This window comes from Buttiauxella sp. 3AFRM03, assembly GCF_003675305.1.
Classification (GTDB): domain Bacteria; phylum Pseudomonadota; class Gammaproteobacteria; order Enterobacterales; family Enterobacteriaceae; genus Buttiauxella; species Buttiauxella ferragutiae.
On record NZ_CP033076.1, the window covers coordinates 4097715 to 4111215 of the forward strand.

13 protein-coding genes are annotated in these 13501 nt (G+C 51.4%); all 13 read right to left on the minus strand.

The window, feature by feature from the left end; genetic code table 11:
* Positions 1-21: 21 nt before the first annotated feature.
* Positions 22-1560 carry a multidrug efflux MFS transporter permease subunit EmrB gene (gene emrB, locus D8682_RS20580; RefSeq protein ID WP_064543974.1) on the minus strand — a complete coding sequence of 513 codons (1539 nt, stop codon included), beginning with the start codon at positions 1558-1560 and terminating at the stop codon, positions 22-24.
* A gap of 15 nt (positions 1561-1575) precedes the next feature.
* Positions 1576-2748 carry a multidrug efflux MFS transporter periplasmic adaptor subunit EmrA gene (emrA, locus tag D8682_RS20585; RefSeq protein ID WP_064543976.1) on the minus strand — a complete coding sequence of 391 codons (1173 nt, stop codon included), beginning with the start codon at positions 2746-2748 and terminating at the stop codon, positions 1576-1578.
* Positions 2749-2882: 134 nt separating this feature from the next.
* Entirely contained in the window at positions 2883-3413 is a 531-nt protein-coding gene (mprA, locus tag D8682_RS20590; protein ID WP_064543978.1) for a transcriptional repressor MprA, read from the minus strand.
* An 84-nt stretch (positions 3414-3497) separates the two neighbouring features.
* A complete protein-coding gene (ygaH, locus tag D8682_RS20595) occupies positions 3498-3839 on the minus strand; it encodes an L-valine transporter subunit YgaH (RefSeq protein ID WP_064543980.1) in 342 nt (113 codons plus the stop codon).
* Positions 3836-4576: an AzlC family ABC transporter permease gene (locus D8682_RS20600; RefSeq protein ID WP_064543982.1), complete on the minus strand. Its 741-nt coding sequence runs from the start codon at positions 4574-4576 to the stop codon at positions 3836-3838. The genes ygaH and D8682_RS20600 overlap by 4 nt, the downstream gene beginning before the upstream one ends.
* A 124-nt stretch (positions 4577-4700) precedes the next feature.
* Positions 4701-5876 (minus strand): MFS transporter, encoded by a 1176-nt coding sequence (locus D8682_RS20605; RefSeq protein ID WP_064543984.1) that lies wholly within the window; start codon positions 5874-5876, stop codon positions 4701-4703.
* Between the two features lie 213 nt (positions 5877-6089).
* On the minus strand, positions 6090-7082 hold the full coding sequence (proX, locus tag D8682_RS20610; protein WP_064543987.1) for a glycine betaine/L-proline ABC transporter substrate-binding protein ProX: 993 nt from the start codon (positions 7080-7082) through the stop codon (positions 6090-6092).
* A gap of 54 nt (positions 7083-7136) precedes the next feature.
* Positions 7137-8216: a glycine betaine/L-proline ABC transporter permease ProW gene (gene proW, locus D8682_RS20615; protein ID WP_064543989.1), complete on the minus strand. Its 1080-nt coding sequence runs from the start codon at positions 8214-8216 to the stop codon at positions 7137-7139.
* Positions 8213-9412, minus strand: a complete 1200-nt coding sequence (gene proV, locus D8682_RS20620; RefSeq protein WP_064543991.1) for a glycine betaine/L-proline ABC transporter ATP-binding protein ProV — start codon at positions 9410-9412, stop codon at positions 8213-8215. Before proV ends, proW begins: the two co-directional genes overlap by 4 nt.
* A 342-nt stretch (positions 9413-9754) precedes the next feature.
* Positions 9755-10717, minus strand: coding sequence for a class 1b ribonucleoside-diphosphate reductase subunit beta (nrdF, locus tag D8682_RS20630; RefSeq protein ID WP_121815028.1), 963 nt, complete (start codon positions 10715-10717; stop codon positions 9755-9757).
* 9 nt (positions 10718-10726) lie between these two features.
* The gene (nrdE, locus tag D8682_RS20635) at positions 10727-12874 is read right to left on the minus strand and encodes a class 1b ribonucleoside-diphosphate reductase subunit alpha (RefSeq protein ID WP_121815029.1); all 2148 of its coding nucleotides are present in this window, start codon (positions 12872-12874) and stop codon (positions 10727-10729) included.
* Positions 12847-13257, minus strand: a complete 411-nt coding sequence (gene nrdI, locus D8682_RS20640; RefSeq protein ID WP_064543998.1) for a class Ib ribonucleoside-diphosphate reductase assembly flavoprotein NrdI — start codon at positions 13255-13257, stop codon at positions 12847-12849. The genes nrdE and nrdI overlap by 28 nt, the downstream gene beginning before the upstream one ends.
* Complete coding sequence (gene nrdH / locus D8682_RS20645; RefSeq protein ID WP_121815030.1) at positions 13254-13490, minus strand: glutaredoxin-like protein NrdH; 237 nt, start codon at positions 13488-13490, stop codon at positions 13254-13256. Before nrdH ends, nrdI begins: the two co-directional genes overlap by 4 nt.
* Positions 13491-13501: the final 11 nt, after the last annotated feature.

Genomic DNA, 13501 nt, shown 5'->3' on the forward strand with positions numbered 1-13501 from the left:
GGCCCCTTTTGTGTTTCTGACTTAGTGCGCTCCACCGCCGCCACCACCTGCACCAAACGGTGGTCTGGCAAACCAGATTAGACCCAGTAACAGAATAAATATTCCTGCAGAAACCCAGAAAATCTCATTGGCTGAGATAATCAGCCCCTGATTGGTAATCTGCTGCGCAATATAGCCAGAGGCTTGTTGCGGCGACATCCCCAGATTTTCCAGTTTTGAATACATCTCCTGCGCATTCGGGTTAAACGGTGAAACGGACTCCGTTAACTGCGCGTGATGTAGCGCTTCGCGGTTAGTCCACAGCGTCGTGGTTATCGACGTACCAATCGAACCGGCAAGGGTTCGGGTAAAGTTCGACAGACTCGACGCTGCGGCCATACGTTCAGGCGGTAGCCCGGAAAGCGTGATTGTCGTCAGTGGCATAAAGAAGCACGCCACGGCAAAGCCCTGAATAAACTGCGGCCAGGCCGACGCGCCGAAATCCATTCCCGGCTCGAAGGTATATGCACGCCAGTAGAAACAGACGGCATACATAATAAAGCTGAACGTCACCAGGCGCCGCATATCGAGCTTATGAGCAAAACGCCCGATAATCGGCGACAGCAATACAGGAAGAAGCCCGACCGGTGCCGATGCCAGACCCGCCCAGGTTGCCGTGTAGCCATATACCTCCTGCAATAGCTGCGGCAGTAACACAATTGCGCCGAAGTAGAGCATGTAGGCGAGACTGATACACAAGCAACCAATGGTGAAGTTTCGCGACTTAAACAACGACAAGTCGACTATCGGGTTGTCGTCCGTTAGCTCCCAGACAATCAAGAAACTTATCGTCACCACCGCGACGATTGTCAGAACGACCACTTCCGTTGAGTTAAACCAATCCAGCTCTTTACCGCGGTCGAGCATGATTTGCAGGCTACCAATGCCCACCACCAACAGCGCAAGGCCGATGGCATCAATACGGCGCTGCTCGGTTTTGGTTTCACGCCCACGCAAGGTTTGCATCGTCAGCAGAACGACCAGCGCGCCGATAGGCACGTTGATAAAGAAGATCCAACCCCAGTGGTAGTTATCACTGATAAAACCACCGAGGATTGGCCCACAAATCGGTGCCACGATGACCGTCATCGACCACAGCGCCAGCGCGATACTTCGCTTAGCAGGCGGGTAGTTATTGAGCAGCAGACTTTGCGACAGCGGAATCAACGGCCCGGCAACGATCCCCTGGATAACGCGGAAGAAGATCAGCATCTCCAGACTTTTGGACACGCCGCAAGCCCATGAAGCCAACACGAAGAGAATCGTCGACCACATAAACAACTTCACTTCACCAAAGCGCTTAGCAAGCCACCCGGTGATAGGAATTGAGATGGCGTTTGCCACCCCAAATGAAGTGATAACCCAGGTTCCCTGGCTCAGTGACGAGCCAAGGTTACCGGCAATGGTCGGAATGGCCACGTTGGCGATGGTCGAGTCCAGCACCTGCATAAAGGTCGCCAATGACAAGGCGATGGTCATGATGACCAGCGGTGCCCCTTCTAGCGGTTTTTGTTGTGCCATACAACCTCCGCTTTGTTAACCCGCATTGGCCTGGATGATGTTATTGATAAGCTCGTTGGCAGGCGCAAGATTCAGCTCGCGCGCATTGCTTTCATACACCGGAGAGTGACGAGTGGTGTTTGCCAGCATACTGCCATCGCGGTTACTGGTATCCACCGTCACCAGCGTCGACAAACCGATACGCAGCGGATGTTGTTCAAGCTGTTTGGCATCCAGTTCAATACGAACCGGCAAACGCTGAACCACTTTAATCCAGTTACCGGTGGCGTTTTGTGCAGGAAGCAGAGAGAACGCGCTGCCGGTACCCATATCCAGGCCAACAACTTTACCGGTGTACTCAACTTTGTCGCCGTAAATATCACTGACGACCGTCGCCGGTTGGCCAATACGCATATGCGCAAGCTGCGTTTCTTTGAAGTTTGCATCAACCCACAAACCACTCGCTGGCACGATAGCCATCAGCGGTGTGGTCGGGCTAATCTGTGCACCAACTTGCACCACACGGCGTGAAACATAGCCGGTCATTGGGCTGACAATCTTAGTCCGTTGCAGTGCCATCCAGGCGTTACGTAACTCGGCAGCCGCTTGTTTAACACTTGGCTGTTCTTCGAGTTTGGTTCCGAGGATCATGGCCTGATTGGCATTATATTGTTGAATGGCAACATCCAGTTGCGCTTGAGCCGATGCGACGGCATCTCGGGCGTGTTGCAACTCTTCACGGCCAATCAGGTTTGCATTCCCCAGCGGCACGCGGCGATTCAGGTCGCTTTGAGCTTGTGCCAGAGAAGTCTTTTGCAGCTCAATATTGGCCTGATATTGCTTACTGTTAATCATTAACTGACGAGTCTGGCGCACGCTTGAAGCCAGCACGGTTTGTGCTTGTTCAAAGGCTTGCTCAGCGTCAGCCTGGTCCAGCGTCACCAGAACATCGCCCTGTTTAACGAAGTCGGTATTATCTGCCCAAACTTTAGTTACGCTTCCGGAAACCTGGGACATTATCTGCACCTGATTACCGGCCACATACGCATCATCCGTGTTTTCGTAGTGACGTAATACTAAGAACCAGTAAATCCCATATGCCACAGCAATAATGACAAACAGCAAGGTCAACACAAGTAAGGCACCTTTACGTTTGCCTTTCTTGTTACCCGGCTGCTGCGAGGTTTGAGTCTCCGCATGTGCGCTCATGCTTATCTCCACACTTTTTTATTATAGTGATCGGCTGAGCCGACCTGTTAGATCCAACAGGCCAGCAAGGTAAGTTGCTGGCCTGTCAGTATTCATCTTTTTTGGGATACTACGATTTAACGCGATGACGGCACTTAGCGCACGGCTTCAAGTACAGTCTGGTTTTCGTCCATTTCATCAAGGCGGGTCAGCAGTTTGCGGGTGATCTGTTCCAACTGCTCTTTTTCCGAACCACTCAGCGTGGACCACAGCTCATGTAAGCAGTGGTGCTGCGGTGGTAACACCTGACGCAGGAACTCCTGACCTTTTTCGGTTAAATGCAGATGCAGGCAGCGGCGATCGTTATCGCTTTCACGGCGTTCAATCCAGCCACGCTTTTCCAGTTCATCGGCAATACGAGTCGCGTTAGTACGGGAAGACCCCAAAGCACAGCTCAATTCAGAAGGCTGGATGCTGTGGTTTTCCTGCGATTCAAGAGTAATTAACGCCATAAACAGCGTCTCGTTAATCCCCTGAGCTTTCAGCATTTTATTGCGGTTTTCCAAAAGCTTGCCCTGCATGTGCATGCAAAGGCGCGTCAGCAGGACTTCCTGGTACGGGAATTCCTCATAGCGTTTGGCGCGAAATTTTAGCATTTGTTCAATGGGCGTAAACGAACTATCCATTTTGGCATAACCTCATTAGTTTCGGTCGATATAATAACGATGGTGACAAATAAAGTAAATGTATTGTTGATACGTTTTTATTGGTCAGACTGATATCACCATCATGAGTTTCCAGGTTAATCCATAACCCAGAGCACTTAATAATGTCGGGACAATGATGCTGCGAGTTTTATAAAAACTCAGCCCGAGAATAATAAAACCGACAAGCGTCGGGACCAGACGTTGCGCGTTCTGCATAATCTCCGGAACACTAGAAACCACCAGCAACGCACAAATCGATGCGATTCCGATACTGTCGAGCAGTATGCCAGTGGCGCCGCGTTTGGCCGGACGAGTGGTATTTGCCCGGATACGCAGAGGCAAATAACGAAACAGATAGTTGGCAAGGCCGACCAGCAAACCCAGCAAAAGTACTTGTGTACTCATCCGTGTTCACCTTGATAAAACGCCTGTACTAATGCCGCCATACAGCCACAGACAATCCCTGCAAGAATCGCCACCGGAATAGAAACCAGCGTCACGCCCAACAATGCGCCAGCAAGCGAAGCGGTAACCGTCCATGATTGTTTACGCTGGAACGACGCCAGCATGAAACTCATGAACAGGGCGGGCAACATAAAGCCTAAAGCCGCTTCAACAGCGGGCAGGTGGTCCAGCAAACCATTACCAGACCAGGCTCCCAGCGCGGTGCCTAAAACCCAGGAAAACCATGAACTAAAGGCGATACCGATCATCCAGTTTTCGCTCCAGCGCCGGTTATCACGCACCAGTTTGGCGGTGGCGGCGGCAAAAACTTCGTCGGTCAGGCCGAAGGCCCAAATCGCGGTTTTAGGTTTACTCAACTGGCGGGTGATGCGCTGACGCAGGGAAGGGCCATACAACACGTGGCGCACATCCATTGCCATCACCGTTAAGGCGGCGACCCACAGAGAACTACCCGCAGCCAGTAACGCAGTTATCACAAACTGGCTGGCCCCGGCATAAATAATGCAGGAGAAAAACAAGCTTTCGAGTGGCGTAAATCCCAGCTTCGTGGCATTAAGCCCAAACGCAAACGCGACCGGAATATAACTGATGACAATCGGTAAACTGTCTTTCAGCCCTTCAACCCAGGTGGCATCGCTGTGATTATTATCTAATGGAACTGTTGCAGGACTATCCATATTAAATATTTATAAGTTTCTTACGTTAAAGTCACTCGAATTAATAAACGGGGATAACCTTAACAGACTGGTACGACCCTTAATACCCCAAATTATTTCTGGCGGTTGTAAAGAAATAGTGACATCACGGTTGGCGGTGATAACCACGCCACCACACTACTAAATTTAGTAGGGCGACAATCGCACCGGCCACGCACACGCCATTCCATCCGGCATGTTGATAAGCACTGGCGGAGATCAGCGAACCTGCGGCCCCGCCAATAAAGTAGCTGGTCATATAACCGGCGGTCAGACGATTTCGCGCATCCGGCATCATGCGGTAGATAACCGTCTGGTTAGTGATATGTACGCCCTGAACGGTTAAATCCAGCACCAGAATCCCGATGATCAATGCGATAACGGAATACTGCCCCATCGCGGTTGCAATCCAGGACACTAACAACAGCACCAGCCCAATAGTCGTGGTGAGATGGGCTTTGCCTTTGTCCGCAAACCCGCCAGCGGGACGCGCACCCAAAGCACCCGCAGCACCCGCGAGGCCAAACAAACCAATCACGCTTTCCGAGAAATTAAAGGGCGGTGACGCCAGCAGAAACGCCATCGACGTCCAGAGAATACTGAAGTTGGCAAAGGTCAGGCAGCCGAGCAAAGCGCGGGTCCGCAGCAGCGGAGTTTTGATAAACAAGCCGAATACCGACGACAACAATTGCGGATAATTCAGATGGGTGTCGGATTTCACTTTTGGTAAACCACGCCACAAAGCCAGCGCCATCACCACCATTAATACACTTGCAACCCAGTAAACGGTGCGCCAGCCGCCAATACCTGCCAGTAACCCGGCTACAGTACGTGCCAGCAAAATCCCCAGCAGCAGCCCGCTCATAATGGTGCCGACCACTTTGCCGCGCTTTTCCGGCTCCGCAAGCGTTGCTGCCAATGGCACAAGAATCTGGGCGACCACCGAGAACAAGCCGGTGAGTGCGGTGCCAAGAATCATCATCCACAGCGTCTGGCTGAGGGCGACAATCACCATCCCACCCGCGGCGAGCAGCGTCATAAACACAATCAACCCACGGCGTTCAAACATATCGCCCAACGGCACCAGGAACAGCAGACCTACGGCATAGCCTAGCTGCGCTGCGGTAACGATAAACCCGGCCTGATTAATTGAAAGGGAAAATGCCGTCGCGATAGTGTCGAGCAGGGGTTGCGCATAATAGTTACTGGCAACGGCCAAACCCGTGGCGAGAGACATCAGGACAATCAGAGCGGGGCTCAGTCCTTGAGTGGATGTTTTCATTGTTATTTTTCAGCTTGTGATGATGGAGCGGGAATAATAGCTAAAAATAAGGTAGGCAGGGGTCGGATTGTGCGCTTTGTTTTTGATTGGGACGCCCTCATCCCGACCTTGTCCCCCAGGAGAAGGGGAAAACTGGCATCAGTATGAGAAAGAGAGGGAGAGCGCCGGACTATTCCCTCTCCCGTGGGAGAGGGTTAGGGTGAGGGCAAAAACTTACTTCGTCGCCAAAGCCTCATTCACCCAGCCATCAAACTCGGCCTGGTGTGCTTTAATCCAGCCATCGACGTGACCCTGAATATCCGCTTCTGACGCTTTACCGTTGTGCATCATTGCATTCTCGGCGTTGATATCCGCCAGTGGCAGCTTCATCAGACTAAACAGCTTCGCCGCCTGCGGGTTTTTCTCAGCCCAGGCTTTGTTCGCCACAATGTGCATGGTATTTACCGGGAAACCATAGTTCGCGCCATTCGGCAGTTTGGTATCCACGTCTTTCTGTTTGCCTGGCATAGAAGAGAACGGCACTTGCAGCCACACCACATCTTTGCCCGGAACCATCACATCACTCACCCAATATGGCGTCCAGGTGTAGTAGATAACCGGCTTGCCTTCTTTGTGACGCGTAATGGTATCGGCAATCATCGCCGAATAGTTACCCTGGTTATGTTCCACGGTATTCGTCAGGCCGAAAGCGCCAATCTGGTGATTGATAACCGCTTCGCAGCCCCAACCAGGTGTGCAGCCAGTTAAATCGGCTTTACCGTCGCCGTTGGTATCAAACAGTTTGGCAATCTTAGGATCTTTTAGCTGCTCGATATTGGTTATCTTATATTGCTCGGCCGTTTTCTTATCTATCAGATAACCCTGAGCGGCACCCTGAACGTAAGTACCTTCACGATAAAACTTCTTATCGCCGCCAGCAGCGTCGTACATATCGTCGTGCAACGGCTTCCAGTTAGTGGCGATAAATGTGGTATCGCCTGCGGCCATGGAGGTGTAGGCCACGTTGTAATCCACTTCACTCGGTTTATTCACCGTATAGCCCAATTTTTCCAGGGCGCGGCTCACCAGCAAAGTCTGGAATGATTCTTCTGAGATAGTGCTTTGCGCAGGTTGAACCGTAATGCCTTTTCCCGGCAAATCAGCGGCAAAAGCGCTGGTGGTCATCAGAGTGGCGAGTGTTGCGGCTAAAATAGTTGTGTGTCGCATCATGCTTCCTTATCGGTGATGGGGCGTGAGGCGGCACGCATGCCGCCATCATGTTTATTTGATGAAGGGACGGGTCAAAAGACCAATTGGGCCGGTGTTAAACCAGCGGCGGTTGCCACGGCTGCGTGAATCGCGGCCAATGGACTGAGTTAAACGGTCGAGAATAATGGCCAGAATTACAATGCCGACGCCGCCAACGGTCGCCAGACCCATATCAAGGCGACCAATACCGCGCAGCACCATCTGACCAAGACCGCCGACGGCAATCATTGACGCGATAACCACCATCGAAAGTGCCAGCATCAGCGTCTGGTTGACGCCCGCCATAATGGTTGGCATCGCCAGCGGTAACTGAACTTTGAACAGCATCTGACGTGGGCTTGCGCCAAACGAACGAGAGGCTTCAATCAAATCTTCCGGAACCTGCTTAATTCCCAGAATCGTCAGGCGCACAATCGGTGGCAGGGCAAAGATAATCGTCACCACCACACCCGGCACGTTACCGATACCGAACAGCATCACAATTGGCACCAGGTAAACAAACGCTGGTGTAGTCTGCATGGCATCTAATAACGGACGGATAATCTTCGCGGCCCGTTCGCTTCTGGCAAGCCAAATACCGAGCGGTAAACCAATAATCATGCAGAACAGCAGGGCGGTCAGAACCAGCGCCAGCGTCACCATTGCTTGTGACCACGCGCCAATCGCGCCAATCGCCACCAGTGAAACCAGCGTCGCGATCCCCATCCCGAGGCTCGACATCTGCCACGCAATCAGCGCAAACAGAACGATGGCAACCGGGGCGGGCATCCCCAGCAAGAAATGCTGGAAGCCGCTCAGTATATAATCCACCGGCACGCGAATGCCCTGGAACAGCGGACGGAAGTGCGTAACCACCCAATCGATGCCGTGCGTCACCCAGCTATCGAGCGGGATCAGCGTCTTATGAAAGGGATCTAAAATATTAAAATGTTCAGGCTGCGGGGCAGGCGCTGAATTCAGCCAGTCTGCACTGCTACTGGCTGCGGGTGTTGAGGCCGCCTGGCTTCCCCACGCATCGGCGGTCGCTGCGGCCTGATTGGTTGTTGCGTCGGCAGCCGCACTGCCGGTATCCCACGGATTTTCTGCACTCATTGACTTACCCCCTCACGATCTAACGCCTGCAGCAGAACCCCTTTCGAGATAATGCCCACGTACTGACTCTCTTCCCCAACAACCGGAACCGCGCACGGTGCCTGGCCGACATGGGTGAGTAGATCACTCAGTGAAGTCTCTGCGGAAACGGCCGCTGGAGATTCGAGGTAAGCATTGTCCAGACCCTGGCCCGCAGCTAACGCGGCTTTCAGTGAATCAGTGGAAACAATACCGAGGAATTTTTGCCCGCGTTCAATGACATAACCAAATTCACGGTCTTCATCTTGCAGCAATTTCAGCGCGGATCTTGGGCCGAAACCGGCAGTTTTACGCAACAGGCCAGCCGGGCTACGACGGGCAATATCCTTAGCGCTAAATACCTGGCTAATATCTACGCCACGGAAGAAGGTGCGCACATAATCATTCGCCGGATTATTGAGAATTTCATCCGGCGTACCGACTTGCACCACTTCACCACCCTGCATAATGGCAATTCGGTCGCCAATACGCATCGCTTCATCCAGATCGTGGGAAATAAATACGATGGTACGCTGATGTTTCGCCTGCAATTTAATTAACTCGTCCTGCATTTCAGTACGAATTAAAGGATCGAGGGCAGAGAAGGCTTCATCCATCAATAATATATCGGGATTAATCGCCAAAGCACGAGCCAAACCCACACGCTGACGCATACCGCCAGAAAGCTCATCGGGATAAGCGTGGGCATAATTTTCCAGCCCAACCTGACGCAGTGCATCAAGCGCTTTTTCCTGACGTTCTTTCAACGCAATACCGGCTAATTCCATGCCGAATCCAGCGTTATTTAACACCGTCATATGAGGCATCAAAGCAAAGGACTGGAATACCATGGAAATCTTATTTTTACGTACTTCACGGAGTTCCGCTTCTGATATTTTGGCAATGTCTACGCCGTCAATCAGTACCTGTCCACGGGTTGGTTCAATCAGGCGATTGAGAAGGCGAACCATGGTGGATTTACCGGAACCCGATAACCCCATGATGACAAAAATCTCGCCTTCTTCAATGGCCAGACTGGCGTCTTTTACGCCAAGCGACAGCCCTGTTTTCTCCAGTAATTCTGCTTTTGAAATACCTTTTTCTATATATTTGAATGCGCGCTGTGGATGCTCACCAAATACTTTATATAAATTCTTCACTTCAAGTTTAATTGCCATGCAATAAAGTTATTCCTGTATTTATATATTTATACACAATTCCTGATGGAAATATTCACTGCATATACCCTAACATACTTAGAATCTGAGGCAACCCTCCATTTCCGATATATCCAATATCCGCACGGCGCATGTGGTCGGCATTTCCCATGAGTAAAGGGCTGAGGGTAAATATGAAAAAGATGATATTTTTTGTAACCGGAGGCGAAATTAGCCTGAATGAGACGAGGTTCACAATAATATCCATGGCGGATAAGCATCACTCTATCCGCCATAAATAAACGCAAAATTTGGTGGGTTATGTGTTCGATTATCCGCTGTAGATTAATCTATTTTTCTTAATTAGAAGTCCCAATCTTCGTCCTGAGTCTCCACCGCTTTCCCCATCACATACGACGAACCCGAGCCTGAGAAGAAGTCATGGTTTTCGTCGGCGTTGGGAGAAAGCGCTGCCAGAATTGCAGGGTTCACTGCGACCATTTCAGGCGGGAACAGCGCGTTATAGCCGAGGTTCATCAGTGCTTTATTGGCGTTATAGCAAAGGAACGCTTTGACCTCTTCCTGCCAGCCGACATTGCCATACAACGCATCGGTATACGCCACTTCATTATCGTAAAGATCCATCAGCAACTCGAAGGCGAAATTCTGCAATTCGCTCTGTCGTTCAGCGCTTTGCTGCACAAGATTTTTCTGAAATTTATAACCGATGTAATAGCCATGCACCGCCTCGTCACGAATGATCAGACGAATCAGATCTGCGGTGTTGGTCAACTTGCCACGGCTTGACCAATACATCGGCAAATAAAAGCCTGAATAAAATAAGAACGACTCCAAAAATACGCTGGCGATTTTCTTCTTCAACGGGTCATCGGCATGATAATGCGCGAGGATAATTTGCGCTTTGCGCTGGAGTGGTTCATTGGCTTCACTCCACGCATAAGCGGCATCAACATCTTTGCTCTGGCAAAGTGTCGAGAAAATCGAACTATAAGAACGAGCATGCACCGCTTCCATAAAACTCACGTTCGACAACACCGCTTCTTCATGGGGTGTTATTGCGTCAGCCATTAATACGGGTGCGCCAATGGTATTCTGAATGGTGTCCAACAACGTCAACCCAGTAAATACGCGGATCGTCAGCTGCTGTTCATCGTTGCTAAGTGATTGCCACGCCGGAATATCGTTCGACAGCGGGACTTTTTCCGGCAGCCAAAAATTACTGGTCAGGCGGTTCCATACCTCGAGATCTTTCTCATCCTCGATAATATTCCAGTTGATGGCGCGCACGCGGTTTAACTGAGTCATCTTCTCCCCTTATAAAGCGCAGGACACGCAGCCCTGGACTTCGGTGCCTTCCAGTGCCATCTGACGCAAGCGAATGTAATACAGCGTTTTAATGCCTTTTTTCCAGGCATAAATCTGCGCTTTATTAATATCGCGGGTGGTGGCGGTATCGCGGAAAAATAGCGTCAGCGACAAACCTTGATCAACGTGGCGTGTGGCTTGCGCGTAGGTGTCGATTATCTTTTCCGGGCCAATATCGTAGGCATCCTGGTAATACTCGAGATTCTCATTGGTCATAAACGGGGCCGGATAATAAACGCGCCCGGTTTTGCCTTCTTTGCGGATCTCAATACGCGAAACAATCGGGTGAATACTCGACGTTGCGTGGTTGATATACGAAATAGAACCCGTTGGTGGAATGGCCTGCAAATTCTGGTTATACAGGCCGAACTCCATCACATCATCACGCAACTGCTGCCACTGCCTGCGAGTGGGGATGGTGATACCGGCGTTGGCAAATAACTCGCGAACTTTTTGGGTTTTCGGCTGCCAGTTTTCTTGCAGATATTGCTGGAAATATTCACCGCTCGCATAGCGTGATTGTTCAAAACCTGCAAAACGTTGTTTGCGTTCCCGTGCCAGCAAATTCGAGGCGCGAATGGCATGCCAGGTCACGGTGTAAAAATAGATGTTAGTGAAATCCAACCCTTCCGCAGAGCCATAAGCAATGCTTTCGCGTGCCAGATAACCGTGCAGATTCATCTGCCCGAGGCCAATCGCATGGGAGGCGGAGTTGCCCGCTTCAATCGACGGCACCGAGCGAATGTGGCTCATATCGGAAACCGCCGTCAGCCCACGAATGGCGGTTTCTATAGTCTGAGCAAAATCTGCGGAATCCATCGCATGCGCGATATTCAGTGATCCGAGATTGCAGGAAATATCGTGGCCCACATTCTGGTAATCGAGGTTTTCGTCATAGGTCGACGCGCTATTGACCTGCAAAATTTCTGAACACAGGTTGCTCATATTAATGCGCCCGGCAATCGGGTTGGCGCGGTTGACCGTATCTTCAAACATGATGTACGGATAACCGGACTCAAACTGGATTTCGGCCAGTGTCTGGAAGAAATCGCGCGCGTTAATAAAGGTCTTGCGGATGCGTTCGTCTGCCAGCATTTCAAGGTACAAATCGCTGACCGCAATATCGCCAAACGGCTTGCCGTAAATACGCTCGACATCGTAAGGCGAAAACAGCGCCATCGGCTGGTTGTCTTTCGCTAACTGGAAGGTGACATCCGGGATCACCACGCCAAGTGAGAGCGATTTGATGCGGATCTTTTCATCAGCATTTTCGCGTTTGGTATCGAGGAAACGCAAAATATCGGGATGATGGGCGTGCAGATAAACCGCGCCCGCGCCCTGGCGCGCACCGAGTTGGTTGGCATAAGAAAACGCATCCTCCAGCATCTTCATTACCGGGATCACCCCGGACGACTGGTTTTCAATGCGTTTAATCGGTGCGCCGACTTCGCGTAAATTCGACAGCAGAAATGCCACACCGCCACCGCGTTTCGACAGTTGCAGCGCTGAATTCACCGCGCGGCCAATCGACTCCATATTATCTTCGATACGCAGCAGGAAGCAGGAAACTAGTTCGCCGCGCTGCATCTTCCCGCAGTTCAAAAACGTCGGTGTTGCAGGCTGGAAGCGGCCACTGAGCATTTCATCCATCAGCTGAACTGCCAGTTTTTCATCACCTTGCGCCAGCGTCAGCGCCACCATACACACGCGGTCCGGGAAATGTTCCAGATACTCTTTGCCGTCATAAGATTTCAGCGTGTAGCTGGTGTAATACTTCCAGGCACCCAAAAAGGTCTGGAACTGGAAACCGCTGCGATGCGCTTTCTCAAACAATTCCACCACAAAACGGCGCTGATAACGTTGCAGCACCGCGTTGTCGTAATAGCCTTCCGCCACCAGCCCGTCCAGACGCGCTTGCTGGCCAGAAAACTGGCGCGAGCGGGGCAGCACATGCTGTTGATGGAATTGCTCGACCGCCAGTTTATCTTTCTCAAACTGGATGCGCCCTTCGGAATCATAAAGATTCAACATGGCATTGAGCGCGTGATAATCCGCGCTTTCCGCTGCCATTACGCTGATAGCTTCTGTCGTTGCCAAAATTCTTTGACTCCCTTACGCACGTTTTCAATGTCTTGCCCGGTGCCCAGTAGCTCAAAACGATAGAGATACGGCACCTGGCATTTTTGGGCGATCACGTCACCTGCCCGGCAAAATCCTTCGCCGAAGTTGCGGTTGCCGCTGGCAATCACACCGCGCAACAACGACCGATTCATCGGGTTGTTTAAAAAACGAATCACCTGAGCGGGAACGGCTCCGGCAATCCCGCCGCCGCCATAGCTCGGCACGATCAAAATGTACGGTTCCGTCACTTCCAGTCGCTGCTTGAAATCCAGCGGAATGCGCACGGCGGGCAGCCCGAGGCGTTCGACAAAACGCAGGGTGTTTTCCGAGGTGCTGGAGAAGTAGACGAGGTTGCTCATGCGAGGGCCTGGCTGCGCAGGCGGTTGATCATATCCGGCCTAAACCCGCTCCAGCTTTCCTGTTCGGTGATAACAACTGGCAACTGGCGATAACCCAGCGTGCGTAAATCGTCCGCCGCTTCTGGGTTTAAATCGAGGTTAATCAGCTCAAAAGTGAACCCGCGGCTTTCGATAGCACGTTTGGTGGCGTGGCATTGGACACAGTCATTTCGGGTGTATATGGTAATGCGCATGATTCTTATTC